This is a genomic window from Novosphingopyxis baekryungensis DSM 16222 (genome assembly GCF_000420305.1).
GTDB lineage: Bacteria > Pseudomonadota > Alphaproteobacteria > Sphingomonadales > Sphingomonadaceae > Novosphingopyxis > Novosphingopyxis baekryungensis.
This window is the reverse complement of record NZ_ATUR01000002.1, coordinates 206,551-232,363: the sequence shown is the minus strand read 5'-3', so window position 1 is coordinate 232,363 and position 25,813 is coordinate 206,551. Positions and strand designations below refer to the sequence as shown.

Sequence of the window (25,813 nt, the reverse complement as noted above, 5' to 3'; positions counted from 1 at the left end):
ATTCGCGGGTGTAAAAGTCTTCCATGCACCGCACCATGAGGGCGTTACAAGTTCAAAATCCGGCCCGCATATGGCAGGAAGGTGGCGTGCGTAACAATTTGCATCCGTCTGACAAGCCCCGGCGCGTGCCCAAACCGCTCGACGAGGAGCGGCTGCGGGATCTTGCGGTGCATTATGTGGGCCGATACGCCACCACGCGCGCCAAGCTGACGCGGTATCTGGGCCGCAAATTGCGCGAGCGCGGCTGGGATGGCGAGGGATCGCCCGAGATCGAAGCCCTGGTCGCACACTTCGATGCCCTGGGCTATGTCGACGATCAGGCCTTTGCCGAAGCAAAATCGCGCGCGCTCACGGCACGCGGCTATGGCGCACGCCGCGTAGGCCAGGCGCTCTATGCCGCCGGGATCGAGGAACCGGACCGGGCCGATGCGGAGGCGCAGGCCCGCGACGCCGCCTTTGAAAGCGCCGGCAAATTTGCCAGGAAACGCCGTGTCGGCCCGTTCGCGGTCGTTGAGGCCGATCCCGACATGCGCCGCAAACAACTGGCGGCGTTCCTGCGCGCGGGCCATGATTTTGCGCTGGCACGCGCCTTTGTAGACGCAGCGCCGGGCGAGATACCCGAAAAGGAAGACCATTAGGACCCGCCCCGACCGAACTATGCGCGCCTGGCCCGGAGCCCCTTTTTACGGCCTTCCTCGCCTGGTGTTCCGGCCCACGCCCTCCCGATGACGCTAAGCGTATGCGGGCAGACATGGATTGTATGGCCGCCTTTGCGGCAAAAATCCCGGCAAACCCTTATTATGTTTCAATTTTCCAATATTGATTGATCGAAATGATTAATCTGTGATAGTTATCCTTTGTTATATAAATCCGTTGCATGGAGGGCTATGACCCCGGGTGCCGATATGCTTTGGAACGGATCCGGGTCCATATGGTGAAGGGTAAGGGAGCCTGAGCGACATGACGCTAGGACAGCGATCGATGGATATGCAGCCTGAAGATGATAATGGCTTCCAGGCCTCGGCTCCTGGCAACCGTCGTATTGCCGGCGAAATCAAATGGTTCGACCGGCGCCGTGGCTTTGGCTTTGTGCTGCCGGAAGATGGCAGCGAGGATATCCTGATCCACTGCTCCACCATCGAGCCGCTGGGCCGCCGCGATCTTCCCGAAGGCTGCGCGGTCACCTGCGAATATCGCGATGGCGCAAAGGGCCGCCATGTCGTCACGCTGCTGCAGTTCGACGAGAATTGCGAGGAGCTGGTGCAGGCCCCGGCGCGCGCGCAGCCGCGCCATCTGCATGCCATCGACAGCGATCAGGAATTCGTCCCCGCCACGGTGAAATGGTTCAGCCGGGTGCGCGGCTATGGCTTCCTCGAATCGCCCGCGGTGGACGATGACGTCTTCGTGCATATGGAAACATTGCGCGATGCGGGCTTCGGCCCGGTCGAGCCAGAGGATCGGATGATGATCCAGATTGGCGAGGGCAAGAAAGGCCCCATGGCCATCACCGTCAGGCAGGATCACCGGCAGCTCGACTGATGCGCCGCGCTTACCGTCTGTTTGCCGCCGCAGCGCTGGCGCTTGCGGGCTGCTCGTCGCAACCGGCTGCCGAGACCGGCTCGGCCGGCCGTGCCGCCTGCCGCGCGGGGGGCGTGCTGGATTCCTCCGATGCCGGGCTACGGCAGACCCGCCTGTGCATCGAGACCGCAGACGGCACGCTGCCCTTCACGATCGAACTGGCCGAAACGCCCGAAGAGCAGGCCCGCGGCCTGATGTTCCGGACCGAGCTGGACGATGACCGCGGCATGCTGTTTCCCTTCCCGCGCGAGCGCGTTGCCAGCTTCTGGATGAAGAACACGGTCATCCCGCTCGATCTGCTGTTCATCCGGCGCGACGGCACGATCGAGAGCATTGCCGCCAACGCCATTCCCTATGACGAATCGCCGCTGGCCTCCGGCGAACCGGTGATCGCCGTGCTGGAACTGCGCGGCGGGCTGGCGGCGGAAAAAGGGATCATACCCGGCGACAACGTGCGCTGGGCGGCCAATGACGGCTGACGTTCCGGTGGATAGGCTGCTGGCCGATCGATGCGCTGCCGGCAGGACGGCGCCGGCATTTCTTGCCGCGACGCCGGTGTTTGCGGCATTGCCCATTGCGCACAGTGCGCCTGCGGCTTAATCGGGCTGCCATGTCTATTCTCGGCAAGATCTTCACCTGGTGGAACGGCGCCACCATCGGCACCGCAATCTACAATGCACGGCATGGCACGCGCGTTGGCGAGGACCATCAGGGCAATGTCTATTTTCGCGAGCCCGGCAAGCGAGACCGGGCCGAACGCCGCTGGGTGATCTATAACGGTGCCAATGATGCCAGCCGGGTGCCGCCCGAATGGCATGGCTGGCTGCACGGCACGTTCGATGATGAGCCGGAGAGCTATCTGCCGCCCGCGCGCATCTGGGAAAAGGAGCCGACCGGCAATCTCACCGGAACCGCCGGGGCCTATCGCCCGGCCGGTGCGCTGGAAAAGGGCGGCCACCGCGCCCGTGCGACCGGCGATTATGAGGCGTGGACGCCCGGCGACGCATGATGCGGCCATTTGCCATGGCGCTTGGCCTGACCCTGGGCGCCGCAACGCTGCTGGGGGGTTGCAGCGGCAGCGACGACATGCCCGAGGCCCAGCCGACCGGCAAGACCACCGCCACGCGGGACGACGATGCCGTGACTCCGGTGACCGAAGGCATCGGCACGCCGATGGCCGAACGGGTCGCGGTGCTCGGCTTTCTCAACAAGCGCAACGGCAAGAGCCAGGATTATGAACTGAAACCCGGCGAATCGGTGCGCATCGGCAATCAGGCGGTCGTCCGTTTACGCGCCTGCGAGAAGACCGCGCCGTGGGAAACCTACGCCGATGCCGGTGCCTTCGTGCAATTGTTCGTCAACGCCAAGCGCAGCGGCCAGAGCGGCCCGGACCAGTTCCAGCGGATTTTTTCCGGCTGGCTGTTCCAGAACCATCCGGCGGCCAATGTGGTCGAAAGCGGTCTTTACGACGTCTGGATCAAGGATTGCAGGATGAGCTTCCCGGGCGAGGAGGAAGCGCTGGACGGCGTGAGCACCGAATCGCCCGCAGGCGCCAACAGCCGGTCCAGCGCGGACCAGTCCCCGACGGTGGAGGAAGCGCCCGCAGACGAGGTGGCCCCCGCCGATGACGACGCGGCCACCATCTGATCGCCGCGCGGCCTGCCCCCGCCGGGCACCGCGCGCATCAGCAGCGACAGATAGGCCGCCTGGCTGATCTCCACCGCGCCCAGGCTGGCCAGATGATCGGTCATGAACTGGCAATCGAGCAGCGCGAAGCCGCCCACGCGCAATCGTGCCACCAGCCAGGCCAGCGCCACCTTGGAGGCATCGCTCGCGCGGCTGAACATGCTCTCGCCGAAAAAGGCCTGGCCCAGCGCCATGCCGTACAGCCCGCCGACCAGCTCCCCATCCAGCCAGCATTCCACGCTATGCGCCTGGCCGCGCCGGTGCAGCGCGGCGAACGCCTGCTCGATATCGTCATTGATCCAGGTATCGCGCCGGTCGTCCGCCGCCGCGGCGCAGGTGGCGATCACCTGCGCGAACGCGCGGTCGCTGGTCACCGTGAAGCGGTCCTGCCGGATCGTCTTGCGCAGCGACTTGGACAGGCGCAGCCCCTCCAGCGGCAGGATCGCGCGCCGCTCCGGCTCGATCCAGAAGGTCTCCGGATCGTCGCGCGCGTCGGACATGGGGAACACGCCATTGGCATAAGCCATGACGAGAAGATCGAGGTCGAGCGGCATGGCCGCCTATATAGCGCCCGCCCGATTGCGCGCCAGTGCATGCATGCTCTTGCTCTTGTGCAACACCGCCGCTAAAGCCGCGCGTTCAAGCGATGAGTGCCTTATAGGAGTGTAGCTCAGCTGGTAGAGCGTCGGTCTCCAAAACCGAATGCCGTGGGTTCGAGTCCCTCCACTCCTGCCATCGCCCCCTTCTGCGTCGATCCTGCGATATGGCAGGAATCCCCACGCCGGCCCTCTTGCCATGACCTGTCCTGCACGCTAAAGGACTGGCTCTTCCGACATGCGGGCCTATATCGCTCCCGGACCCAGCGTCCCGGAGCCATCCCGCTTACCCGGAAGACGCGACGATTTTTTGAGGCTCCGAGCGGGGCCGCGAGAGGCAAGTGATACGATGGCCAAGACCAATCCCGGAGAATTCTTCCGCCAGGTGCGTACCGAGGTGGCGAAGGTCGTCTGGCCCACGCGTCAGGAAACGGTGCAGACCGCCATCATGGTGCTGATCATGACCAGCATCCTGGCGATCTTCTTCACCAGCGTCGATGCCATCTTCAACGGCATCGTCGGCTTCCTGCTCTCGCTCGCAAGCTGATCCAGAAGGAACGCCCTACCCCATGCAACGCTGGTACATCATCCACGCCTATTCCGGTTTCGAGAACAAGGTGCGTGACGCCATCATTGCCGAGGCCGAGCGCCTTGGCCTGTCGCAGCTGGTCGAATCGGTGGAAGTGCCCACCGAAACCGTGACCGAAGTGCGCCGCGGCAAGAAGATCCAGTCGGAGCGCAAATTCTTCCCCGGCTATGTGCTGGCCAAGCTGCAGATGACCGACGATGTCTATCACGTCGTCAAGAACACCCCCAAGGTGACCGGATTTCTGGGCGCGACCAAGCCGCAGCCCATCAGCGAGGCCGAGGCCGCGCGCATCCTGAACACCAAGGAAGAAGCCGCCAACGCGCCCAAGAAGCAGGTCTCGGTCGATTACGAGATCGGCGATCAGGTCAAGGTGCTCGACGGCCCCTTCGCCAGCTTCAACGGCACCGTGGAAGAGCTCGATTTCGAGAAGAACCGCGTCAAGGTGTCGGTCTCCATCTTCGGCCGCGCCACGCCGGTCGAGCTGGACTTCGAACAGGTCGAACTGGCGAAATAAGCATTCTTCCGCGCTTTCGGGCGCGGAACGATACCCCTCCCCTCCGGAGGGTCCGCGCGGGAGGCTGTTTTCGGACGGCTGCTGGACCGCTTAATTGATCGGGCAAGGCTCTGCAGCCGCGCCCGGTAGAATGAAAGGAGGCCATCATGGCCAAGAAAGTAACAGGTTATATCAACCTGCAGGTGCCCGCGGGCGCCGCCAATCCCTCCCCGCCGATCGGCCCTGCGCTGGGTCAGCGCGGCGTGAACATCATGGAATTCTGCAAGGCGTTCAACGCCGCCACGCAGGAGCTCGAGAAGGGCATGCCGATCCCGACCAAGATCACGGTCTATGCGGATCGCAGCTTCACCTTCATCACCAAGACGCCGCCGGCCAGCTATCTGATCAAGAAGGCCGCGAACCTGAAAAAGGGTTCCGGCACGACGGGCAAGGGCTTCATCGGCAAGATCAAGATGTCGCAGCTGGCGGAAATCGCCGAAGCGAAGATGAAGGATCTGAACGCGAACGACATCGACGCAGCAACGAAGATCATCGCGGGCTCGGCCACGTCGATGGGCCTCGAAGTGGTGGAAGGCTGAGATCATGGCAAAGCAGACCAAGAAGCAGAAGGCCCTCGAGGGCAAGATCGACCATGAGAAGCTCTATGGCATCGATGAGGCGATCACGCTCGTGAAGGAACTGGCCACGGCCAAGTTCGACGAGTCGATCGAAGTCGCGATGAACCTGGGCGTGGACCCGCGTCACGCAGACCAGATGGTCCGCGGCATGGTGTCCCTCCCCGCCGGTACCGGCAAGGAGATGAAGGTTGCCGTGTTCGCACGTGGCGACAAGGCCGAAGCCGCCACCGCCGCCGGTGCCGACAAGGTTGGTGCCGAAGATCTGATGGAAGACATGCAGAACGGCAATCTCGATTATGACCGCGTGATCGCCACGCCGGACATGATGGGCGTTGTCGGACGTCTCGGTAAGGTGCTGGGCCCCAAGGGCCTGATGCCGAACCCGAAGCTGGGCACCGTCACCCCCGATGTCGAGGGCGCCGTCAAGGCGGCCAAGGCCGGACAGGTGCAGTTCCGCGTCGAAAAGGCCGGTATCATCCACGGTTCGCTGGGCAAGTCCAGCTTCCCCGAGGCTGAAATCCGCAAGAATTTCGATGCGTTCACGGATGCCATCGCCAAGGCCAAGCCGACCGGTGCCAAGGGCAAATATGTGCGTAAGGTATCGCTCAGCAGCAGCATGGGCCCCGGCGTGAAGGTCGATTTGGCCGACGTACCCGGCGCCTGAGCGCACAAATTACGATGATGAAGAGGCCGGGTGGAGACACCCGGCGTTTTTTATTGCCGGTCAAAAAACGCGGCGCAGGAATGGCGGCGGCGAACCGCCTTCAGGCCTGCGGTTGCGGCCTCAGCGCCTCATCCAGCATGTGCGGGATAGCCAGCGCGAGCGCGAGCCCGGCCATCAGCGGCACGGACACAAGGCCGATGAGCGTCGCCAGATACAGCGCTGCCCCGCCGATCACCACCGGCACGCCGACCGGCAGAAACAGCAGCGCCGCGCGCTCAGGCTTCGGCCCGGCATGCGCGCGATATTCGGCCAGGCTGTGCAGCGCGAAGAAATAGATCGCCATCGCCAGCAGCGGCGGCAACAACGCAAACAGGATCACCACCGCCGCGAACCGCAACAGGAGATCGCCATCCGGCTTTGTCCACAGGGCCCGGGCCACCGCGATGAATCCCGCGACGGCACCCAGTTCGCCCGCCAGCAGCATCAGGTCGGTCGCCCGCCCAGCGCCTGCGATATCCACGATCAGGGCATGGGTCTGCGGGGGGGACAGCAGGAAGGCTGCAAAAGTCGCGAAAATACCGAGCCCGGCGACAGCCTCCGCGCGGGAAAAATGCCAGGCCGACAGCAGGAAAAAGGCTGCCAGACCGGCTAGAGGGCTAGCGACAAACAGCCCCAGCACGATGGCGGCGACCGCAAGATACAAGACAATGAAACCGGCGCTGGGCAATCTCGCCACGCCGTTTTTCAGCATGACGCCGCCATGTGGTGCACCGAGCAGAAACAACAGTGCGGTGAGCGGCCAGACGGCCGTCGGCGCCAGATGGGTAACAAGCAAGGCCAGGACGGCCAGCCCGCCGGCGACCAGGATATCCAGCCGCACAACGCCCCGGAAAGAGGACGCGCGCCGTGCACCGGGCACGGCGCGCGCAATCGACATGGGCAAGCCGATCTGCATTCCGGTCCTTACTCGACCCGGCTGGCCATGGACGAACCGGCGCCCGTCGTATCCAGCGCCAGCACCGCAGGCTCATAGCCTTCAATGGCGGAACGACGCAGGCAGAAGCGGCTCAGGATCACGCCGTAGATCAGCTTGGTCGAGATATCGGCGATGGAGAAGAGCAGCTGCTGCGCAACCACCACATTGCCGTCCTGACCGAGCTGGGGCAGCGCATAGGCGATGGGGTAGATGCCCCAGGTCACCAGGAAGTACCAGAACAGGTTGCCTGCCCAGGGCTTCAGATCTGCCGGCGTTTCGGTCTTGCCGAGCTTGACCACGCCCCACACTTCGAAAATCAGCCAGAAGAAGAACAGCGAGGAAATCACGCCCCAGATATTGAGCTGCGCGAAATCATTGGCTTCGCCAAACTGGCCGTACAGGCCGGTCCAGATCATCAGCAAGGCCGGTACGATCATGCGCAGGCTGCGCTTGTGCAGCTGTCCACGGGCCAGTCCCAGCGCGATCGGAAGCTGGATCAGCAGAAGCGGTACGGTGATCGTCCAGTTGCCATAGCGATAGGCGTTGGAGAAGGTCTGTCCGCCCGTTGCCGGCTCCCAGAGGCCGGTTGCCGCGACGAATTCAAACGTGTCCGACCACATGGACCATTCGCGCAACAGGCTCATGCCCGCCGATGCCATGACGACGGCGGAAAGAACCGCCACCACCCGGTACCGCGGTGCCAGCTGCAGACTGGTCATGATAAAATAGATGATGAAGGCGAAATGCGCGCCGTAGCTGACCATCAGGATCAGCGATCCCATGGTCCATTGCCCATCCGTCAGGCTGACGAGATTGGGTAGGTTCGTTACTAGATCTTCCATCGATATGTTCCCTGTCCGATGCATTCCATATCAAAACGGCACGGGGCACTGACGGCACGTTTTTGGTTTTGACGTTCTGTAACCACGGATGAACGGAAAGGTTCACTGCCCGAAACGAGATTAGCATTTGTGTGACGCGCCTCTGGCGATCGGGCGCGAGCATGGAGGGAATGCTGAATGGAGCGCCTTCACGCCGCCGCCTGCGTCTGCCATGGCGTGGACTTTCCCATAAGGCGCAATGGACAGCACACGATGGCCGATGAAGACTATGTCTATGATGAGGACAGCGGCGAGTGGATGCCGGCCTCCGAACTGGCGGCCAAACAGGCGGCCGATGCGACGACGCCGGTGCGCGATGCGGTCGGCAATCTGCTGAGCGACGGGGACCAGGTCACGCTGATCAAGGATCTGGACGTCAAGGGCGCGGGCCAGACGCTGAAGCAGGGCACGGTGATCAAGAGCATCCGCCTGACCGGCGACGCGCAGGAGATCGATTGCAAATATCCGGGCATCAAGGGCCTCGTCCTGCGGGCGGAATTCGTCAAGAAACGCTAGGCTGCATGGCGCGGCGCGCTGTGCCCAGCGTGCGCGGGTGCCGGGCGGCGCGGTTGCGATGGCAGGCCATGCCAGCGCCATGGGCGCTGGAGCGGCCATGTAGGAAATTTTCGTGCGTACGCGGGCAATGCGCTTGCGTGCGCCGGCAAGGGAATCGTGTTCACTTTGTCAACTTTGCGCAAGGATCGGGCACCATATCCCGCGCAGCGGGCCCGCCTGGCGGCTTGACTTTGCCAGCCCAGCCGCTATTGCCCCGCCTCGACTGACCGGCTTGCCGGTTGCTCACCGTCCGAGACAGCCGGTGAGGGCTTTGGCCCTCTTAAACTTCGCCAGCCTAGACGGGGACAAATGAAATGCACCGGGATCGGCCCTTCGCCCATCCCCGCTCCGTTGGCATGATATGCGCACGGGGCCATGACTTTTCCCCACGGACAATACCACCGGACCGGGCGGCTTGCTGCCCTGTTCGATTTTCGCATGTGGAGCGGATGGCCCCGGCCCTCTTCTCCACGGACAAGGAGAAAAGCATGAACCGTGCTGAGAAATCGCAAGCCGTGGAAGAGCTGAACAGCACCTTCCAGGACGCCGCGGTTGTCGTGGTCACGCGTAATCTGGGGCTCACGGTGGCAGCGTCCACCGATCTGCGCTCGCAGATGCGTGATGCCGGCGCCAGCTACAAGGTCGCCAAGAATCGCCTTGCCCGTATCGCCCTCGACGGGACCGACTACGCGCCGCTCAGCGATCTGCTGACGGGGCCGACGGCGCTCGCCACATCCACCGATCCGGTCGCCGCCGCCAAGGTTGCGATCGACTTCGCCAAGACCAACGACAAGTTGGAAATTGTCGGCGGTGCGATGGGCAGCACCCTGCTCGATGCGGACGGCATCAAGGCGTTGGCGTCCATGCCTTCGCTCGACGAACTGCGTGGGACCCTTATCGGGCTCATCCAGGCACCGGCGACCAAGATCGCCCGCGTCGTCAAGGAGCCTTCGGCCAAGCTGGCCCGCGTCTTCCACGCCTATGGCGAAAAAGAAGCGGCTTAAGACCATTCACTGAACCAAGGCCGCCTTGCCTGATCGGCAGCGGCCAAGACTATTAGAAAACGGAGCAATATATCATGGCAGACATCGAAAAGCTCGTTGACCAGCTGAGCGAACTCACCGTCCTGGAAGCCGCTGAGCTTTCCAAGGCGCTGGAAGAGAAGTGGGGCGTTTCCGCTGCCGCAGCCGTTGCGGTTGCCGGTCCGGCCGCTGGTGGCGGCGATGCCGCTGCTGCTGAAGAGCAGACCGAATTCGACGTGATCCTCACCGGCGACGGTGGCAAGAAGATCCAGGTCATCAAGGAAGTCCGTGCGATCACGCAGATGGGCCTCACCGATGCCAAGGCCCTCGTCGAAGGCGCGCCGAAGCCGATCAAGGAAGGCGTTGCCAAGGCAGAAGCCGAAGAGATCAAGGCAAAGATCGAAGCAGCTGGCGGCACCGTCGAGCTGAAGTAATTCACACCGGCTCCGGCCGGATGATATTACGCGAAAGGGCGTCTCCAGCGGAGGCGCCCTTTTTGCGTGTGACGATCAAATTGGCGATGCGCGCCAGACGGCGCAGATCCGGCATGACCATCCATCACCACAAAAAAGGCGGCACCCTGCGGTACCGCCCTGCGTAGAGATAATGATGTCAGCCAATGCTCAGGCGAGCGGCACCGGGATCGTATAGACCGGCTTGTCGTCCTTCGCCGCCACTTCGGACTTCTCCGCACAACCCGCTGTCGCGAGTGCGAGAATCGACAACGCAATCAGACTGATTCTAGTCATGACTTTCTCCATGGCTGCGCCTTATCATCCTTGCGCTATATTGGCAATCGGTGGCGCTCAGGCCGCGCCTAGGCCGCGCTACGCAGGGCGGCGGGCGAAGCCAGGTACTTGCCCGGCTTGACATCGCTGGCCCGGCCACGGCAGTTCCCGGCATCCCTTCCCCTGCCCCCTCGGAGCCGCCCCATGACGGACAATGCCGATCTCGCTGCGCTGGTGCGTACCATTCCCGATCACCCCAAGCCGGGCATCATGTTCCGGGATATCTCCACCCTGTTGCTCGATGGGGAGGGCTTCAGAACCACGATCGACCGCATGGCCGCGCTGGTAGAGGGTAAAGAATATGATCTGATTGCAGGACTGGAAGCGCGCGGTTTCATTATCGCGTCGGCGCTGTCCTATGTGCTGCGGCTGGGCAAGGTGATGCTGCGCAAACCGGGCAAACTGCCGGGCAGCCGCGTGGGCGTGGACTACACCCTGGAATATGGCACCGACCGGATCGAGATGCATGACGACGCCATCCGCCCGGGCCAGCGCATATTGCTGGTCGACGATCTGATAGCCACAGGCGGCACGGCCATGGCGGCGGTCGAACTGCTGCGGGGTGCAGGCGCCGTGGTGGATACCGCGCTGTTCGTGATCGACCTGCCGGATCTTGGCGGTGAAGCGCTACTGCGCACGGCAGATGTGACGCCGCGGCACCTGATGGCCTTTGCCGGGGACTAGGGACTGAACCAATCGCGCGCCCGCCCATTGGTGGGGCATGAACCGTTACTCTCCCGATATAATCACCGCCGATGGGGCCGACTGGCAGGTCCAGGACGGCCAGGGCCCCATCATCGCCACCGCTATCCACAGCGGGCATCGCATTCGCGATTCGCTCAAGCCCTGGCTGGCCATCGAAGACAAAGGTCGGCTGCGCGAGGAGGACCCGCTCACCGATTATTTCCTCAGCGTGGCCGATACGAGCGTTCGTGCCAACATTTCCCGCTTCGAATGCGATCTGAACAGACCGCGCGATATCTGCATTACGCGGGATCCCAGCAAGACCTGGGATCTGCGGATCTGGGATGATGCGCTGCCCGACGAACAGGTGGAGCAGAGCCGCGCCATCCATGATCGATTTTACGCCGCCATGAAGCAGCTGTGCGGCGACAAGATCGCCGAACATGGGCGTATTTTGCTGCTCGACATTCATAGCTATAATTTCAAACGCAACGGGCCGGATGGCGACCCTGCCCCCGCCGACAAAAACCCCGACATCGATGTCGGCGCGACCACACTGGATAAGGCGGTGTACGGCGATCTTCTGAGGGATTTTGCCGAGACGTTGCGCAGTGTTCCGGTGAATGGCCAGGCGCCCTCTGTGGGCATCAATGTTCGATGGGAGGACGGCGGCAACTTTCCCGAATGGCTGCATTCGATCTATGGGGACAAGGCCTGCGTCATGACGCTGGAATATAAAAAGATCTTCATGGATGAATGGAGCGAGGAGGCGGATATTTTCGCCTTGCAGCATTTGCGCCAGGGCCTGCTCCTTGCAGTGGAAGGTGCACGCCGGGCATTGCAGCAGGTGGCGGCATGACCGATCAAACCATCACACTGCACCCGCAGACCTTGCGGATCGATGAGAAGCTGGACCAGCTGGAAGATGAGATCGACTGGCTTGGACGGCTTACCCCGACCAATATCGAACAGATCTGGACCGATTTCCGGGACAGCGGCTTCAAGAAAGCGCCGCCGTTCCAATATGGCCCGCTCCCCGACAATCTGACAGAGATGCGGCGCGATCTCTTGTCGCTGCATTTCCACGATTTCGACAGTCCCATGTTCGAAGCCTTGCTGATCGAAAAACAGCGCGAGCTGGATCGCCAGATCGAGCTGATCCGCTTTCGCGACCAACCCGGTTTCGTGCTCACCAGCCTCGATCTGTTCGGCAATGTCGCGCCCGGGCTGTTGGAAGCGGCGCGTAACATCCGCGATACGGTGCCGATGATCGACGCTGGCCCGCGCGATGCGGACTGCAGTGCTGTCATGCGCTGCGCGGAAGAGGAAATGGCGGCCTATCGCGAACGCAGTGACGATTTCCGTTACAAGGCGGTCAAGAACCCCAACCCCGGTACGCAGCTCGTCACCGTACAGGGCGATCTGCACGTCGCCTGCGATTACGAGGTGGAAAGCGCGCGTATCTTGCCCTTGCTGGCGCATGAAATAGGCACGCACAGCGTGACGCGGCATAATGGCCGCCTGCAACCGCTCAAGGTGCTGGAATGCGGCCTGGCGGACTATGATCGGATGCAGGAAGGTCTGGCCGTCCTGTCCGAATATCTTTGTGGCTATCTGCCGGCAGCGCGGCTGCGCGAACTCGCGGCCCGCGTGGAGGCCGCTCATATGGCGGTGACCGACGCCCCCATGGCAGACATATTCGCCGTGCTCTACGAAGATTATAAATTGGGCGAGCATGCGTCCTTCCACACTGCTCTGCGCGCAAAGCGAGGCGGCGGCCTGACAAAGGATGCGGTCTATCTACGCGGCATCATGGAAGTGATGGATTATCTCGCCAGCGATGGCGACTTCGAGATCCTGTTCATCGGCAAGTTCGCGCTGAAGCAGTTGCATACGCTGGAAAAGCTGATCGACGACGGCATGCTCCTCAAGCCGGATCTGTTGCCGCGCTATCTCGACGATCTCGATGCCATGAAACGCCTCGACCGGGTTCGCTCGCTCGACATCACGCAACTGTACCAAGAGAGTCCCGAGTTATGAAAATCGCATTTGCCGTCAATCGTGTCGAAACCGAGCAGGACAATTACACCACCATCCGGCTGGCCCGCAAAGCCAGCGCCCTGGGCCATGAGGTGGCGTTGATCGGCCTGGGCGACTTCATTTATGATGCCGAAGGGTCGATCTGCGCCATGGCGACGGTGGGTCAGCAAAAGAAGTTCAAGAGCGACAAGACCTATCTGGCGCATCTCCACGATGCCGAAAACACAAAGCAGCGCATCTGCATCGGGGATTATGACATCCTGATGCTGCGGTCCGATCCTGCCGAAGAACTTGGCGAGCGGGACTGGGCACCGCCGGCCGGGTTGCTGTTTGCGCAGGTCGCGGCGAAAAACGGCACGATCGTGCTGAACGATCCGGAAAATCTGACGGACGCCGTCAACAAGACCTATTTCCAGAACTTTCCGGAAGACGTGCGGGCCGCCACCTGCATCACGCGCCATGAGGATGAGGTGAAAAATTTCATCGAAGCCCATGGCGGCAAGGGCGTGATCAAGCCGTTGCAGGGATCGGGCGGCACCGGGGTTTTCATCATCGATGAGAACAACAAGGCCAATCTCAACCAGATCATCGAAGCGGTTACCCGCGACGGCTATGCCATCGTGCAGGAATATCTGCCCGGCGCCGCCGATGGCGACATCCGCATGCTCACCCTCAATGGCCGGCCGCTCAAGGTCGATAATTGCTATGCGACCATGCACCGCTTTTCGCAGACGGATGATATGCGTTCCAATATCTCTGCCGGTGGCGGCGTGAAAATGGTGGAGCCGACCGAGGAAATGCTGCGCGTCGCCGAGATTGTTGGCCCAAAGCTGATCGACGACGGCATGTATCTGGCCGGGCTCGACATTGTTGGCGGCAAGATGATGGAGGTGAATGTCGATACCCCTGGCGGCCTCAATTATATCGAGGACCTTACCGAGGTGGATTTTTCCAGCGTCATCATCGACGATCTGGCTCGCAAGGTGCGGCTGCAGAAGCAATATGGCGGCAAGCTGACCAACCGGCAGCTGGCGGTAATTTAACCAAGTCAGAGCTCATTCGGCGAAATTAGGAATGAAAGAAGCCGCCGCTCAGGAAATTTCCGAGCGGCGGCTTCTTTACGTAGTGCTCAACGCCTATTTGTTCAGCTGGCTCTTCAACTCATCGATACGGATCGACGCTTCCGCCTTGGTCATGCCCTTTTCGGGCAGTTCCACTTTGGCTTCCTCGCACAGCGTGTTGAGGTAGCTTTTCTGGGCGCCGGTCATCGGTTCATCACCGGTGGTCCAGTTTTCCGGATCTTTTTCGGCATTGTCATCAGGGTTATCGGCGAGTTTGGGATTATCGATATGGTCGGTCATGGCACAGCCTTTCGTTGCCGGTTTGTTCTCGATAACCCGGCGTGATGGAATTGGTTCCGCCCCTGCCTTGACCGCCGGACCCCGCTGCCCTATATCCAACACAACCGCCCGTTCGGGAAGAGGTCGCCGTCGCGCAGCGTTCTCAAGGATTGATCGGCCGGTTTTACCGATGCGTATGACAAAGCTGCAGGCCTCCTTCAGGGGAGCACGCCTTGCGGCTTTTCGCGCATTCGGTTCCCACGGCGCCAGCGATTTAGATTCAGCGGCTCAACGAGGCACAATCACTCATGGCAACCAAGCTCCCCGACACCGTCGTCGACATCCCCACGCGCAAGAAGCGCATCCGGAAGATCTTCGGCGATATTCACGAAGTCATCCAGATGCCGAACCTCATCGAGGTGCAGCGTGAGAGCTATGAGCAGTTCCTGCGGTCTGATCCGTCGATCGATTATGTGTCGGGTCTGGAGAAGACGCTGCGCAGCGTATTCCCGATCCGCGATTTCGCCGGCACGTCCGAGCTTGATTTCGTGCATTATGAGCTGGAGCCGCCCAAGTTCGACGTCGAGGAATGCCGCCAGCGCGGAATTACCTATGCCGCGCCGATGAAGGTGACGCTGCGCCTCATCGTGTTCGAGGTGGATCCGGACACCGAAGCCCGCTCCGTGCTCGATATCAAGGAGCAGGACGTGTATATGGGCGATATGCCGCTCATGACGTCGAACGGCACCTTCTTCATCAACGGCACCGAGCGCGTCATCGTTTCGCAGATGCACCGCAGCCCCGGCGTGCTGTTCGATCATGATCGTGGCAAGACGCACTCCTCCGGCAAGTTCCTGTTTGCCGCCCGTGTGATTCCGTACCGTGGTTCGTGGCTCGATTTCGAGTTCGATGCCAAGGACATCGTCAATGTGCGTATCGACCGCAAGCGCAAGCTGCCGGTGACCACGCTGCTTTATGCGCTCGGCATGGACGACGAGCAGATCCTCGACCATTTCTATGACCGCGTATTGTTCGAGCGTGCCAAGGACGGCTGGAACATTCCATTCGTGGCCGAAAACTGGCGCGGCCAGAAGCCGACGTTCGACATCGTGGATTCCAAGTCCGGCGAAGTCGTGTTCGCAGCCGGCCAGAAAATCACGCCGCGCGCTGCAAAGAAGGCGCAAAGCGATGGCCTCAACACGCTGCTAATCCCGACCGAGGAAATCTTCGGCCGTTACAGCGCCTATGATCTGATCAACGAGAAGACCGGCGAAATCTATATCGAGGCAGGTGACGAAGTTACCGCCGAGAATCTGGAAAAGCTGGACGATGCCAAGATCAAGAAGCTCGAGCTTCTGGACATCGATCATGTCACGACCGGCGCCTGGATGCGCAACACGCTGAAGGCCGACAAGGCCGAGGACCGCGACATGGGCCTGGACGCGATCTACCGCGTCATGCGCCCTGGCGAACCGCCGACCCGCGAGACCGCCGACGCATTGTTCGAAGGCCTGTTCTTCGACAGCGAGCGTTACGATCTGTCCGCGGTTGGCCGTGTGAAGCTGAACATGCGCCTCGATCTGGATGCCGAAGATACGGTGACCACGCTGCGCAATGAAGACATTCTAGCGGTCATCACCGAACTGGTGAACCTGAAGGACGGCAAGGGCGAAATCGACGATATCGACAATCTCGGCAACCGCCGCGTGCGCTCGGTCGGCGAACTGCTGGAAAACCAGTATCGCGTCGGTCTGCTGCGCATGGAGCGCGCCGTGAAGGAGCGCATGAGCTCCGTCGATGTCTCCACCGTGATGCCGAACGATCTGATCAACGCCAAGCCCGCCGTGGCCGCCGTGCGTGAATTCTTCGGCTCCTCGCAGCTGTCGCAGTTCATGGATCAGACCAATCCATTGAGCGAAGTCACCCACAAGCGCCGCGTGTCGGCGCTTGGGCCGGGCGGTCTTACCCGTGAAAGGGCTGGCTTCGAAGTCCGCGACGTTCACCCGACCCATTATGGCCGTATCTGCCCGATCGAGACGCCGGAAGGCCCGAACATCGGCCTGATCAACAGCCTCGCCTCGTTCAGCCGCGTCAATAAATATGGCTTTATCGAAACGCCGTATCGCAAGGTGATCGACAATAAGGTCACCGACGATGTGGTCTATCTCTCCGCCATGGAAGAGCAGAAGCACACGGTGGCGCAGGCCAATGCCGAGCTGACGGCCGACGGTTCATTCGTCGAGGAAATCGTCTCCAGCCGTCAGGCCGGCGAGTTCCTGATGGCGCAGCGCGACATGATCACGCTGATGGACGTCAGCCCCAAGCAGCTGGTTTCGGTCGGCGCGTCGCTCATTCCGTTCCTGGAAAATGATGACGCCAACCGCGCACTGATGGGTGCGAACATGCAACGTCAAGCCGTGCCGCTGGTGCGTGCCGAGGCGCCGCTGGTCGGCACCGGTATGGAAGGCACCGTGGCACGCGATTCGGGTGCCGCGATCGGCGCCAAGCGCGCCGGCATCGTCGATCAGGTGGATGCAACGCGTATCGTTATCCGCGTGACGGGCGAAGTCGAGCCCGGCCAGTCCGGCGTCGACATCTACCGTCTGCAGAAGTTCCAGCGTTCGAACCAGAACACCTGCATCAACCAGCGTCCGCTGGTGAAGGTGGGCGAGCATATCGCCACCGGCGATATCATTGCCGACGGTCCCTCGACCGAGCTGGGCGAGCTGGCGCTGGGCAAGAACAGCCTGGTCGCCTTCATGCCCTGGAACGGCTATAACTATGAGGATTCCATCCTCATCTCCGAACGCATCGTGAAGGATGACGTGTTCACGTCGATCCATATCGAAGAGTTCGAGGTGATGGCCCGCGACACCAAGCTCGGGCCGGAAGACATCACCCGCGATATCCCGAATGTCGGCGAGGAAGCGCTGCGCAACCTCGACGAAGCGGGCATCGTCTATATCGGTGCCGAAGTGCATCCGGGTGATATCCTGGCAGGCAAGATCACGCCGAAGGGCGAAAGCCCGATGACGCCGGAAGAGAAGCTTCTGCGCGCCATCTTCGGTGAGAAGGCCTCCGACGTACGCGACACCTCGCTGCGTCTGCCGCCCGGCGTTGCCGGTACGGTGGTCGAAGTGCGCGTGTTCAACCGTCACGGCATCGACAAGGACGAACGTGCCCTGGCTATCGAGCGTGAGGAAATCGAACGCCTCGCCAAAGACCGTGAAGACGAGCGCGCCATTCTGAACCGTGCGACGTACAACCGTCTGCGCGAAATGCTGATCGGCCAGACGGCCACGGCAGCGCCGAAGGGCGTGAAGAAGGGCAGCGAACTGACCGAAGAGCTGCTGGAAGAGACCGAGCGTCACGAATGGTGGAAATTCGCCGTTGCCGATGACAAGACCCAGTCCGATCTGGAAGCGGTGAAGGCGCAGTATGACCAGGCGGTCAAGCTGATCGTCGAGAAGTTCGAAGATCGGCGCGAGAAGCTGGAGCGCGGCGATGAGCTCGCTCCCGGCGTGCTCAAGATGGTCAAGGTGTTCGTGGCGGTGAAGCGCAAGCTGCAGCCGGGCGACAAGATGGCCGGTCGTCACGGCAACAAGGGTGTGATTTCGCGCATCCTGCCGATCGAGGACATGCCGTTCCTGGAAGACGGCACGCATGCCGATATCGTGCTCAACCCGCTGGGTGTGCCGAGCCGTATGAACGTGGGTCAGATCTTCGAGACGCATCTGGGCTGGGCCGCACGCGGCATGGGTCAGCAGATCTCGCAGGCCCTCGAGGAATGGCGCCACGCCAATCCCAATCCGGAGGCCGCTGCGCCGCCCGAAGCCGTACGCGAGCGTCTGGCGATCAGCTACGGCAAGGAATATGCCGACGAGATTGCCGAACGGACCGATGCGGAGATCATCGATCTGGCCGAACACACCACCTTCGGCGTTCCCATGGGCACCCCGGTGTTCGATGGTGCGCGTGAGGCGGATGTGTCCGAGATGCTGGCCCGCGCCGGGCTCGACACCTCGGGTCAGGTCACGCTGTTCGACGGCCGCACGGGGGATCGCTTCCACCGCAAGGTCACCGTCGGCTACATCTATATGCTGAAGCTGCATCACCTTGTGGACGACAAGATCCACGCCCGGTCGATCGGCCCCTACTCGCTCGTCACGCAGCAGCCGCTGGGTGGTAAGGCGCAGTTCGGTGGTCAGCGGTTCGGTGAGATGGAGGTCTGGGCGCTCCAGGCTTACGGCGCCGCCTACACCCTGCAGGAAATGCTGACGGTGAAGTCGGATGACGTGATCGGCCGTACCAAGGTCTATGAGGCGATCGTCAAGGGCGACGACACCTTCGAGGCGGGCATTCCGGAGAGCTTCAACGTGCTCGTGAAGGAAATGCGCTCGCTGGGTCTCAACGTCGATCTGCATTCGCACGATGTGGTCGGCGAAGACGGTGAAGGACCGGACGCACTGCCGCAGGCGGCAGAATAAGGGTCGGGGCGGCTGTGATGGCCGCCCTTCCCACCGACCCTGAAAGAATTTGAATGGGCCAAAAGCCCAACGAGGACAGCACATGAACGAACTGAGCAAATTCAACAATCCGGTCGCCAAGCCCGAAACGTTCGACGAGATCCAGATCGGTCTCGCGAGCCCGGAGCGCATCCGCAGCTGGTCCTTCGGCGAGATCAAGAAGCCGGAAACCATCAACTATCGCACGTTCAAGCCCGAGCGTGACGGCCTGTTCTGCGCGCGCATCTTCGGTCCGGTGAAGGATTATGAGTGCCTGTGCGGCAAGTACAAGCGCATGAAATATAAGGGCATCGTCTGCGAGAAGTGCGGCGTCGAGGTCACCGTGACCAAGGTGCGTCGTGAGCGGATGGGCCATATCGAACTGGCCGCGCCGGTTGCGCATATCTGGTTCCTGAAGTCCCTGCCCTCGCGCATCGGCCTGCTGCTCGACATGCAGCTGAAGCAGCTCGAGCGGATCCTGTATTTCGAGAATTACGTCGTTATCGAGCCGGGCCTCACCGCGCTGGAGAAATTCCAGCTGCTGACCGAGGACGAGCTGCTCGAAGCGCAGGACGAATATGGCGAGGACGCCTTCTCCGCCGGCATCGGTGCCGAAGCGGTCAAGATCATGCTCATGGATCTCGATCTGGAGCAGGAACGCGACGATCTGATGGAAGAGCTGGAGACGACCAAATCCACGCTCAAGCCCAAGAAGATCATCAAGCGACTGAAGGTCGTCGAAAGCTTCATCGGTTCGGGCAATCGCCCGGAGTGGATGATTCTGGAAGTCGTGCCAGTCATTCCACCGGAACTGCGCCCGCTGGTGCCGCTGGACGGTGGCCGTTTTGCGACGTCCGATCTCAACGATCTCTATCGCCGCGTGATCAACCGCAACAACCGCCTGAAGCGGCTCATCGAGCTGCGCGCGCCGGACATCATCGTGCGTAACGAGAAGCGCATGTTGCAGGAATCGGTCGACGCATTGTTCGACAATGGCCGTCGTGGTCGCACGATCACGGGCGCCAACAAGCGTCCGCTGAAGTCGCTGTCCGACATGCTCAAGGGTAAGCAGGGCCGCTTCCGCCAGAACCTTCTGGGCAAGCGCGTCGACTATTCCGGTCGTTCGGTCATCGTGACCGGTCCGGAACTGAAGCTGCACCAGTGCGGCCTGCCGAAGAAGATGGCGCTCGAGCTGTTCAAGCCGTTCATCTATGCCCGTCTGGATGCCAAGGGTCTCTCCATGACCCTGAAGCAGGCCAAAAAGTGGGTCGAGAAGGAGCGCAAGGAAGTCTGGGACATTCTGGACGAGGTGATCCGCGAGCATCCCGTGATGCTCAACCGCGCACCGACGCTCCATCGTCTCGGCATCCAGGCGTTCGAGCCCGTGCTGATCGAGGGCAAGGCCATTCAGCTGCACCCGCTCGTCTGCTCGGCCTTCAACGCCGATTTCGATGGCGATCAGATGGCCGTCCATGTTCCGCTGAGCCTCGAGGCGCAGCTGGAAGCGCGCGTGCTGATGATGTCCACCAACAACATCCTCTCGCCCGCCAACGGCAAGCCGATCATCGTGCCGTCGCAGGATATGATCCTGGGCCTCTATTATCTGTCGATGGACCGTGAGGGCGAGCCCGGTGAGGGCATGCTGCTCAGCGATATCGCAGAGGTGCATCAGGCGCTCGAAGTGGGTGCGGTCACGCTCCACTCGAAGATCACCAGCCGCGTCCCGCAGACCGATGAGAAGGGCAAGCCCTACATGATGCGCGTCGACACGACGCCCGGGCGCATGCTGCTGGCCGAGTGCCTGCCGCAGAGCCACAAGGTGCCGTTCGATCTGGTGAACCGTCTTCTCACGAAGAAGGAAATCGGCGACGTGATCGATCAGGTCTATCGTCACACCGGTCAGAAGGACACGGTGCTGTTTGCCGATGCCATCATGACGCTGGGCTTCCGCAACGCGTTCAAGGCCGGCATCTCGTTCGGCAAGGACGACATGATCATTCCCGAAGAGAAGATCCAGTTGGTCGAGGACGCGCGGGCCACCGTGGCGGACTATGAGCAGCAGTATCAGGACGGCCTGATCACGCAGCAGGAAAAGTACAACAAGGTAATCGACTGCTGGAGCCGTTGCGGCGACCAGGTGGCCAACGCCATGATGGAAAAGCTGAAAGCGACGCCGAAGGACGAGAATGGCCGCGAAGCCGAAGTGAACGCCATCTACATGATGAGCCACTCCGGTGCCCGTGGTAGCCCGGCGCAGATGAAGCAGCTGGCCGGTATGCGCGGCCTGATGGCCAAGCCGTCGGGCGAGATCATCGAGACGCCGATCATCTCGAACTTCAAGGAAGGCCTGACGGTTCTGGAGTATTTCAACTCCACCCACGGCGCCCGCAAGGGTCTGGCCGACACCGCGCTCAAGACGGCAAACTCGGGTTATCTGACCCGCCGTCTGGTCGATGTGTCGCAGGACTGCACCATCGTCGAGGAAGATTGCGGCACCGAGCGTCTGCTCGAAATGCGCTCGATCATCCAGGGCGGTTCGACCATCGCGTCGCTCGGTGAGCGCGTGCTGGGCCGTACCATCGGTGAGGATATCGTCGAGGATGGCAAGGTGCTCTACAAGACCGGCACCATGCTGGACGAATATGCCGTCGCCAAGCTGGAAGAAATGGGCATGCAGTCGCTCAAGATCCGCAGCCCGCTGGTTTGCGAATCCAAGGTCGGCGTGTGCGGCAAATGCTATGGCCGCGATCTGGCCCGCGGTACGCCTGTCAACATCGGCGAAGCGGTCGGCGTTATCGCTGCCCAGTCGATCGGTGAGCCCGGCACCCAGCTGACGATGCGGACGTTCCACATCGGCGGCGCGGCGCAGCTCAACGAGCAGTCCAACCTCGAAGCCAGCCATGAAGGCACGATCGAACTGCGCGATCTGCCGACCATCGTCGACAAGCGCAATCGCCGCCTGGCGATGAGCCGTACCGGCGAACTGGTGATCGTGGACAAGGAAGGCCGCGAACTGGCCGTCCACCGCATCGCATATGGTACGGTGCTGGATGTCGATCAGGGCGACAAGGTGAAGCCCGGCGACAAGCTGGCCCAGTGGGATCCGTTCACCCAACCGGTGATCACGGAAAAGCCGGGTACGGTGAAGTTCCAGGATCTGGTCGACAACAAGACGCTTGCCGAGCAGACGGACGAAGCCACCGGCATCGCCCAGCGCGTTGTCATCGAATATCGCGAAGTCGGCCGCGCCAAGAAGGAGGACTTGCGTCCTCGTCTAACGCTGCTGGACGACGATTCCGGTGAAGCCGCGAAATATCTGCTCGGCCCCGGCACCATGCTTTCCGTCGAAGACGGTCAGCAGGTCGAGGCAGGCGATGTTCTGGCTCGTATCAGCCGCGAAGCTGCCAAGACGCGCGACATCACCGGCGGTCTGCCGCGGGTGGCCGAGCTGTTCGAAGCACGCATCCCCAAGGATGTGTCGATCATCGCCAAGATCTCGGGCAAGGTCGAATTCGTTCGCGACTACAAGGCCAAGCGCAAGATTGCTATCGTTCCGGAAGAGGGCGATCCAGTCGAGTACCTGATCCCCAAGACCAAGGTGCTCGACGTTCAGGAAGGCGATTTCGTCCGCAAGGGCGACAATCTGATCGGCGGTTCTCCGAACCCGCACGATATTCTGGAAGTCATGGGCGTCGAAGCGCTGGCCGAGTTCCTGGTTGCCGAAATTCAGGAAGTCTATCGACTGCAGGGCGTGAAGATCAACGACAAGCACATCGAGACGATCGTTCGTCAGATGCTGCAGAAGGTTGAGATTACCAATGGCGGCGACACGACCCTCCTGCCGGGCGAACAGGTCGATCGTGAGGAAATGGATGCGATCAATTCCAAGCTGACGCGCAGCAAGACCAAGGCCGAAGGCAAGCCGGTTCTGCTGGGCATCACCAAGGCTTCGCTCCAGACCCGCTCGTTCATCTCGGCGGCCTCTTTCCAGGAAACCACGCGCGTGCTCACGCAGGCCGCGGTCGAGGGCAAGAAGGACGTACTGACCGGTCTGAAGGAAAATGTGATCGTGGGCCGTCTCATCCCTGCCGGTACCGGCGCGGCGATGAACCGGGTGCGCATCGCGGCCACCAGCCGCGATACCGCGCTTCGGGCCCAGCAGCGCAAGATCCAGGAAGAGCTGATCGCTGCCCAGACCGCTGCTGAAGAGCATGAGGCGGAGTTGAAGCAGGATGCCGCAGCGGCCGAAGCCACCAGCGAACCGCTGGGCGAGGTCGTGACCGATAGCGCGGGCGAAGGCCCCGCACCGGAATAAGCATTTTCAGTATTCCATAGAAAAAGGCCCGTCGGAGCGATCCGGCGGGCCTTTTTCGTGATCGGTCTCACATGGTCCGAACAGCTTCAGTCGTCTGTATTTTCCGCTTCGGGCCGCAGACTGTTGATCAGCAGCATGACGGTGCCGAACACCAAAGTCACCGTGCCAACCAGCAGCGCCGACAGTACGATGACGAGCGAATAAATGACGGTGTATAGAATAGGATACCATTGCGAAGGCAGCTTATCGAACTCGCCGATCGGCAGGGTCAGCACCAGCAGCAGGACGACCGATCCGGCCAGAGAGAAGGTGGAGAACAACGCGATATAGCCGATCCGCTTGTAGACGCCGTGGCTGAAACTGGTGTCGAGCCGCTGGATGAAGCCCACCAGCGTCAGCATCAGCGCCAGCGTGGTGCCCGAGCTGGTCGCCATCGCGCTGCCGAGATACAAGGCAGAATCGCGCAAGGTCTCGATCATGTCCATCGCTTCGGCGCTGGAATAGATCATGCCGTTCGCCCAATAGCCCACGCCGCCGAAGACGAGGATGGCGGCGCTGGCGATCATTGCCTTGCGTTCTGGGGTCATGAAGGTGCCTTTTAAGCGGGGCCGATACGCGGCCTGACAAGATGGCGGGCGGCATAACGCCGTGCGATGAGCGGCGAAAGGGGGGGGCATCATTTGTATAGCGACCGGCTGATCCTGTTCTTCCTGACCGATCTGGTCTTTTGCCTCACGCCCGGGCCGGCGACGATGGTGACGATCGGCCATGTTCTGGGCGGCGGTCTGCGCGCCGGGCTTGGGCCCGTGGCCGGCATCCATACCGGCAATTTTATCTGGTATGGGCTGAGTGCAATCGGGCTGATGGCCCTCATCGCAGCGGCCCCCAATGCTTATGCGCTACTGCGCTGGGCCGGCGTGCTGTACCTGCTGGTGATGGGCATCCGAATATGGCGGCGCAACGGCCAGGCTGGAAAAGCCATGGCGCGGCGCGGCGACTTTCGGCATGGCTTCCTCGATGGCCTGGCAGTGCACATGGCCAATCCCAAGGCGCTGATCTTCTATGCCGCGTTCGTGCCCCAGTTCATCGATCCGCATTTTCCCATCCTGCCCCAGATCATGATGCTGGCCGGCATCACGTTGGTGACCGAAAGTATCGGAATGGGCACCTACGCCTTGCTTGCCGCCGGGGCCAATCGCTTCGCGCTGGAGCGCGACTGGACCAAATTGCTGCAACGCCTGTCCGGCGGTGCGATGATAATGGTGGCGCTGATCATGGCATGGGCCAACAGCCAGACGGTCAATCCGCTCTGACGCATCCAGCCAGGCCGGTCGATCACCATTGCGATGTCGCAGGTTCAGCCGGAAGGCGATAAAGCAGCAATCATGCGTTATATCCTCTTAGCCCTTCTTGCCGTTACCATGCTGCCAGCAACAACCGCCGTGCAGGCGCAAAAGCCGACAGCGGAGACAGGGTTGGCAGAGGCAACCGATTCTCCCTATCGCGCCCTCCAGGCGCTCGATGGGCAACTCGCGGCGATCGGTTATAGTCTAGGCACCGCCAATGCGCCGCTGTGCGATCAACGGGCAGCCGCGACGGGGCTGCAATGGCATGATATCGACCAATATACTGATCGGTCCGCCATATCCGGCGTCTTCGCGTTCGAAACGCCGATTGAGGTGGCGGCAGTAGTGCCGAAAAGCCCGGCCGATCTTGCCGGCATCCAGGTTGGCGATGCGTTCGTCGCGCTCGATGACACCCCCCGCGTCGACATCGAGGCGCTTGGCAGCAACGCTGCGGACGATCCCTATGCGCGTATCCGGCGTATCGGCGAAAAGCTGGCTTCCATGTCCAAGGATGGCAGTCCCGTCACTATGGAGTTTCTACGCCAGGGTTCGACGCTCGTGAAAGATGTGACGCCTCTGCCGACCTGTGCCACCAGCTATCAGATCCGGATTGAGGACGGACTGGATGCGGGCGCCGATGGCCGGATGGTCAGCGTCAATCTGCCGCTGGTACAATATGCGCTGGACAACGGAGAAGCGGACCAGGGTTCCACTCTGCCCGCGGACGACGGGCAGCTTGTGGCCGTGGTTGCGCATGAATTGGCCCATAATATCCTGCGTCACCGCGAGCGACTGGACGCTGCAGGCGTTGATCGCGGCATCGGCCGGTTGTTTGGTAAAAGTGCCGGGCGGATCAAGGCGACCGAAGAAGAGGCCGATCGGCTGTCAGTGTGGCTCATGCTGAACGCTGGTTATGATCCGGAAGACGCGGTGCGCTTCTGGACCCGCTTCGGCAAGGAACATGGCCTCGGCATTTTTTCCGATAGCACGCACTATCGGTGGAAGAACCGCGTGCGCCAGCTGCGCGAGGAGATGGCCGCCGCGATGGCGGCAGACCGCCGCAACGGTGTGTTGGTACCGCCAATCCTGCGCGCGCCCCTGCCGCCACTCGATTGAC

25 protein-coding genes, 1 tRNA gene and 1 pseudogene are annotated in these 25,813 nt (G+C 61.7%); 21 read left to right on the top strand and 6 right to left on the bottom strand.

Annotation, left to right across the window (positions count from 1 at the left end; all coding sequences use genetic code 11):
- Positions 1-86: 86 nt before the first annotated feature.
- The 5 genes and pseudogenes from G410_RS0101225 to G410_RS18420 form a co-directional block, all read left to right on the top strand.
- Positions 87-638 (top strand): regulatory protein RecX, encoded by a 552-nt coding sequence (locus G410_RS0101225; RefSeq protein WP_245559277.1) that lies wholly within the window; start codon positions 87-89, stop codon positions 636-638.
- 343 nt (positions 639-981) lie between these two features.
- The gene (locus tag G410_RS15140) at positions 982-1,539 is read left to right on the top strand and encodes a cold shock domain-containing protein (protein WP_022671837.1); all 558 of its coding nucleotides are present in this window, start codon (positions 982-984) and stop codon (positions 1,537-1,539) included.
- Complete coding sequence (locus tag G410_RS0101215) at positions 1,539-2,057, top strand: DUF192 domain-containing protein (RefSeq protein WP_022671836.1); 519 nt, start codon at positions 1,539-1,541, stop codon at positions 2,055-2,057. The genes G410_RS15140 and G410_RS0101215 overlap by 1 nt, the downstream gene beginning before the upstream one ends.
- 131 nt (positions 2,058-2,188) lie before the next feature.
- Positions 2,189-2,587 (top strand): NADH:ubiquinone oxidoreductase subunit NDUFA12, encoded by a 399-nt coding sequence (locus G410_RS0101210; protein WP_022671835.1) that lies wholly within the window; start codon positions 2,189-2,191, stop codon positions 2,585-2,587.
- Positions 2,584-3,006: pseudogene (locus G410_RS18420) on the top strand (DUF2155 domain-containing protein); the annotation flags it as partial. The gene G410_RS0101210 and the pseudogene G410_RS18420, both read left to right, overlap by 4 nt.
- 35 nt (positions 3,007-3,041) lie before the next feature.
- On the opposite strand, the gene aat reads toward G410_RS18420, so the two are convergent.
- A complete protein-coding gene (aat, locus tag G410_RS0101200) occupies positions 3,042-3,818 on the bottom strand; it encodes a leucyl/phenylalanyl-tRNA--protein transferase (RefSeq protein ID WP_022671833.1) in 777 nt (258 codons plus the stop codon).
- A 105-nt stretch (positions 3,819-3,923) separates the two neighbouring features.
- Between aat and G410_RS0101195 the strand changes: the two genes are divergently transcribed.
- The 5 genes from G410_RS0101195 (at position 3,924) to rplA (ending at position 6,244) form a co-directional block, all read left to right on the top strand.
- Positions 3,924-3,999: transfer RNA gene (locus G410_RS0101195), tRNA-Trp, on the top strand.
- Between the two features lie 210 nt (positions 4,000-4,209).
- Positions 4,210-4,407, top strand: a complete 198-nt coding sequence (secE, locus tag G410_RS0101190; RefSeq protein WP_022671832.1) for a preprotein translocase subunit SecE — start codon at positions 4,210-4,212, stop codon at positions 4,405-4,407.
- Positions 4,408-4,429: 22 nt separating this feature from the next.
- Positions 4,430-4,963, top strand: coding sequence for a transcription termination/antitermination protein NusG (gene nusG, locus G410_RS0101185; protein WP_022671831.1), 534 nt, complete (start codon positions 4,430-4,432; stop codon positions 4,961-4,963).
- 146 nt (positions 4,964-5,109) lie between these two features.
- A complete protein-coding gene (gene rplK, locus G410_RS0101180; protein ID WP_022671830.1) occupies positions 5,110-5,541 on the top strand; it encodes a 50S ribosomal protein L11 in 432 nt (143 codons plus the stop codon).
- A 4-nt stretch (positions 5,542-5,545) separates the two neighbouring features.
- Positions 5,546-6,244, top strand: coding sequence for a 50S ribosomal protein L1 (gene rplA, locus G410_RS0101175; RefSeq protein WP_022671829.1), 699 nt, complete (start codon positions 5,546-5,548; stop codon positions 6,242-6,244).
- Between the two features lie 100 nt (positions 6,245-6,344).
- Here rplA and G410_RS0101170 read toward each other — a convergent pair whose 3' ends face one another.
- Positions 6,345-7,199, bottom strand: coding sequence for a Brp/Blh family beta-carotene 15,15'-dioxygenase (locus G410_RS0101170; protein WP_022671828.1), 855 nt, complete (start codon positions 7,197-7,199; stop codon positions 6,345-6,347).
- 8 nt (positions 7,200-7,207) lie between these two features.
- On the bottom strand, positions 7,208-8,062 hold the full coding sequence (locus tag G410_RS15135) for a bacteriorhodopsin (protein WP_245559276.1): 855 nt from the start codon (positions 8,060-8,062) through the stop codon (positions 7,208-7,210).
- Positions 8,063-8,314: 252 nt separating this feature from the next.
- Between G410_RS15135 and G410_RS0101155 the strand changes: the two genes are divergently transcribed.
- The 3 genes from G410_RS0101155 (at position 8,315) to rplL (ending at position 10,112) form a co-directional block, all read left to right on the top strand.
- Positions 8,315-8,617 carry an alkylphosphonate utilization protein gene (locus tag G410_RS0101155; protein ID WP_028970912.1) on the top strand — a complete coding sequence of 101 codons (303 nt, stop codon included), beginning with the start codon at positions 8,315-8,317 and terminating at the stop codon, positions 8,615-8,617.
- A 527-nt stretch (positions 8,618-9,144) separates the two neighbouring features.
- Positions 9,145-9,660 (top strand): 50S ribosomal protein L10, encoded by a 516-nt coding sequence (gene rplJ, locus G410_RS0101150; protein ID WP_028970911.1) that lies wholly within the window; start codon positions 9,145-9,147, stop codon positions 9,658-9,660.
- Positions 9,661-9,734: 74 nt separating this feature from the next.
- Positions 9,735-10,112, top strand: a complete 378-nt coding sequence (gene rplL, locus G410_RS0101145) for a 50S ribosomal protein L7/L12 (protein ID WP_022671824.1) — start codon at positions 9,735-9,737, stop codon at positions 10,110-10,112.
- A gap of 189 nt (positions 10,113-10,301) precedes the next feature.
- Here rplL and G410_RS18360 read toward each other — a convergent pair whose 3' ends face one another.
- Positions 10,302-10,427 (bottom strand): hypothetical protein, encoded by a 126-nt coding sequence (locus G410_RS18360; RefSeq protein WP_281163326.1) that lies wholly within the window; start codon positions 10,425-10,427, stop codon positions 10,302-10,304.
- A gap of 183 nt (positions 10,428-10,610) precedes the next feature.
- Between G410_RS18360 and G410_RS0101130 the strand changes: the two genes are divergently transcribed.
- Genes G410_RS0101130 through G410_RS0101115 form a run of 4 tightly spaced genes read left to right on the top strand, consistent with a single transcriptional unit; the run spans position 10,611 to position 14,233 of the window.
- A complete protein-coding gene (locus tag G410_RS0101130) occupies positions 10,611-11,150 on the top strand; it encodes an adenine phosphoribosyltransferase (protein ID WP_022671821.1) in 540 nt (179 codons plus the stop codon).
- A 37-nt stretch (positions 11,151-11,187) separates the two neighbouring features.
- Positions 11,188-12,009, top strand: coding sequence for an N-formylglutamate amidohydrolase (locus G410_RS0101125; RefSeq protein ID WP_022671820.1), 822 nt, complete (start codon positions 11,188-11,190; stop codon positions 12,007-12,009).
- Complete coding sequence (locus G410_RS0101120; protein WP_022671819.1) at positions 12,006-13,190, top strand: tyrosine/phenylalanine carboxypeptidase domain-containing protein; 1,185 nt, start codon at positions 12,006-12,008, stop codon at positions 13,188-13,190. Before G410_RS0101125 ends, G410_RS0101120 begins: the two co-directional genes overlap by 4 nt.
- On the top strand, positions 13,187-14,233 hold the full coding sequence (locus G410_RS0101115) for an ATP-grasp domain-containing protein (RefSeq protein WP_022671818.1): 1,047 nt from the start codon (positions 13,187-13,189) through the stop codon (positions 14,231-14,233). The genes G410_RS0101120 and G410_RS0101115 overlap by 4 nt, the downstream gene beginning before the upstream one ends.
- Before the next feature lie 93 nt (positions 14,234-14,326).
- Here the strand turns inward: G410_RS0101115 and G410_RS0101110 are convergent, their stop codons facing one another.
- Positions 14,327-14,551 (bottom strand): DUF3072 domain-containing protein, encoded by a 225-nt coding sequence (locus G410_RS0101110; RefSeq protein ID WP_022671817.1) that lies wholly within the window; start codon positions 14,549-14,551, stop codon positions 14,327-14,329.
- Between the two features lie 287 nt (positions 14,552-14,838).
- On the opposite strand from G410_RS0101110, the gene rpoB reads away from it, so the two are divergent.
- Positions 14,839-19,017 carry a DNA-directed RNA polymerase subunit beta gene (rpoB, locus tag G410_RS0101105; protein WP_022671816.1) on the top strand — a complete coding sequence of 1,393 codons (4,179 nt, stop codon included), beginning with the start codon at positions 14,839-14,841 and terminating at the stop codon, positions 19,015-19,017.
- 82 nt (positions 19,018-19,099) lie between these two features.
- A complete protein-coding gene (gene rpoC / locus G410_RS0101100) occupies positions 19,100-23,350 on the top strand; it encodes a DNA-directed RNA polymerase subunit beta' (RefSeq protein ID WP_022671815.1) in 4,251 nt (1,416 codons plus the stop codon).
- A gap of 86 nt (positions 23,351-23,436) precedes the next feature.
- On the opposite strand, the gene G410_RS0101095 is transcribed toward rpoC, so the two are convergent.
- Positions 23,437-23,937 (bottom strand): hypothetical protein, encoded by a 501-nt coding sequence (locus tag G410_RS0101095; RefSeq protein WP_033317223.1) that lies wholly within the window; start codon positions 23,935-23,937, stop codon positions 23,437-23,439.
- A 66-nt stretch (positions 23,938-24,003) separates the two neighbouring features.
- Between G410_RS0101095 and G410_RS0101090 the strand changes: the two genes are divergently transcribed.
- Positions 24,004-24,663 carry a LysE family translocator gene (locus tag G410_RS0101090; RefSeq protein WP_084488836.1) on the top strand — a complete coding sequence of 220 codons (660 nt, stop codon included), beginning with the start codon at positions 24,004-24,006 and terminating at the stop codon, positions 24,661-24,663.
- A gap of 72 nt (positions 24,664-24,735) precedes the next feature.
- A complete protein-coding gene (locus tag G410_RS15130) occupies positions 24,736-25,812 on the top strand; it encodes a M48 family metallopeptidase (RefSeq protein ID WP_156851812.1) in 1,077 nt (358 codons plus the stop codon).
- The last annotated feature ends 1 nt before the right edge of the window (position 25,813 follow it).

Coding starts and splice junctions, on each gene's coding strand:
- G410_RS15140 (WP_022671837.1), top strand. CDS start 982: ATGGATATGCAGCCTGAAGATGATAATGGCTTCCAGGCCTCGGCTCCT.
- G410_RS0101215 (WP_022671836.1), top strand. CDS start 1,539: ATGCGCCGCGCTTACCGTCTGTTTGCCGCCGCAGCGCTGGCGCTTGCG.
- G410_RS0101210 (WP_022671835.1), top strand. CDS start 2,189: ATGTCTATTCTCGGCAAGATCTTCACCTGGTGGAACGGCGCCACCATC.
- aat (WP_022671833.1), bottom strand. CDS start 3,818: ATGCCGCTCGACCTCGATCTTCTCGTCATGGCTTATGCCAATGGCGTG.
- secE (WP_022671832.1), top strand. CDS start 4,210: ATGGCCAAGACCAATCCCGGAGAATTCTTCCGCCAGGTGCGTACCGAG.
- nusG (WP_022671831.1), top strand. CDS start 4,430: ATGCAACGCTGGTACATCATCCACGCCTATTCCGGTTTCGAGAACAAG.
- rplK (WP_022671830.1), top strand. CDS start 5,110: ATGGCCAAGAAAGTAACAGGTTATATCAACCTGCAGGTGCCCGCGGGC.
- rplA (WP_022671829.1), top strand. CDS start 5,546: ATGGCAAAGCAGACCAAGAAGCAGAAGGCCCTCGAGGGCAAGATCGAC.
- G410_RS0101170 (WP_022671828.1), bottom strand. CDS start 7,199: ATGCAGATCGGCTTGCCCATGTCGATTGCGCGCGCCGTGCCCGGTGCA.
- G410_RS15135 (WP_245559276.1), bottom strand. CDS start 8,062: ATGGAAGATCTAGTAACGAACCTACCCAATCTCGTCAGCCTGACGGAT.
- G410_RS0101155 (WP_028970912.1), top strand. CDS start 8,315: ATGGCCGATGAAGACTATGTCTATGATGAGGACAGCGGCGAGTGGATG.
- rplJ (WP_028970911.1), top strand. CDS start 9,145: ATGAACCGTGCTGAGAAATCGCAAGCCGTGGAAGAGCTGAACAGCACC.
- rplL (WP_022671824.1), top strand. CDS start 9,735: ATGGCAGACATCGAAAAGCTCGTTGACCAGCTGAGCGAACTCACCGTC.
- G410_RS18360 (WP_281163326.1), bottom strand. CDS start 10,427: ATGACTAGAATCAGTCTGATTGCGTTGTCGATTCTCGCACTCGCGACA.
- G410_RS0101130 (WP_022671821.1), top strand. CDS start 10,611: ATGACGGACAATGCCGATCTCGCTGCGCTGGTGCGTACCATTCCCGAT.
- G410_RS0101125 (WP_022671820.1), top strand. CDS start 11,188: ATGAACCGTTACTCTCCCGATATAATCACCGCCGATGGGGCCGACTGG.
- G410_RS0101120 (WP_022671819.1), top strand. CDS start 12,006: ATGACCGATCAAACCATCACACTGCACCCGCAGACCTTGCGGATCGAT.
- G410_RS0101115 (WP_022671818.1), top strand. CDS start 13,187: ATGAAAATCGCATTTGCCGTCAATCGTGTCGAAACCGAGCAGGACAAT.
- G410_RS0101110 (WP_022671817.1), bottom strand. CDS start 14,551: ATGACCGACCATATCGATAATCCCAAACTCGCCGATAACCCTGATGAC.
- rpoB (WP_022671816.1), top strand. CDS start 14,839: ATGGCAACCAAGCTCCCCGACACCGTCGTCGACATCCCCACGCGCAAG.
- rpoC (WP_022671815.1), top strand. CDS start 19,100: ATGAACGAACTGAGCAAATTCAACAATCCGGTCGCCAAGCCCGAAACG.
- G410_RS0101095 (WP_033317223.1), bottom strand. CDS start 23,937: ATGACCCCAGAACGCAAGGCAATGATCGCCAGCGCCGCCATCCTCGTC.
- G410_RS0101090 (WP_084488836.1), top strand. CDS start 24,004: ATGAGCGGCGAAAGGGGGGGGCATCATTTGTATAGCGACCGGCTGATC.
- G410_RS15130 (WP_156851812.1), top strand. CDS start 24,736: ATGCGTTATATCCTCTTAGCCCTTCTTGCCGTTACCATGCTGCCAGCA.